Raw genomic sequence first — 496 nt, forward strand, 5'->3', positions numbered from 1 at the left:
GTGTTTCGGACCGTCCGGGCCGACCGCCCACCGGCGGTTCGCGGAGTGGACCGCAGCCCGGGTCTGGGCGAAGCTCTACCGCCTGGTCCTGGACGAACTGGGCTCGCGGGGCGAGCTGGACTGGTCGAGGTGCGCGGTCGACTCGGTGAACATGCGCGCCATGAAAAAAGGGATCTGACGGGTCCGAATCCTGTCGATCGGGGCAAGTTCGGGTCGAAGATCCACTTGCTCACCGAACGTACCGGTCTGCCCCTCTCGCTCGCGATCTCCGGTGCCAACCTGCACGACAGCCAGGCCCTGATTCCGCTCGTCGAAGCGATCCCGCCACGGCGACAAAGCCTACGACCACCGCTTCATCCGCTCCTACCTGCGACGACGGCAGATCGCCCATCGCATCGCCCGCGCTACGAACGCAAGGGCACCCACTTCGCAGCCTTCGCCACCATCGCCGCCACCCTCATCTGCCATCGCAGAATCACCAAATGAGATGGCTTCT

Annotated in this window: 1 pseudogene; it reads left to right on the plus strand. The window is 65.3% G+C overall.

Annotation, left to right across the window (positions count from 1 at the left end):
* Nucleotides 1–486, plus strand: a pseudogene (locus OO48_RS37990) (transposase); the annotation flags it as partial.
* Nucleotides 487–496 lie beyond the last annotated feature (10 nt).

It is taken from the genome of Kitasatospora phosalacinea, assembly GCF_000716545.1.
Taxonomy (GTDB): domain Bacteria; phylum Actinomycetota; class Actinomycetes; order Streptomycetales; family Streptomycetaceae; genus Kitasatospora; species Kitasatospora phosalacinea.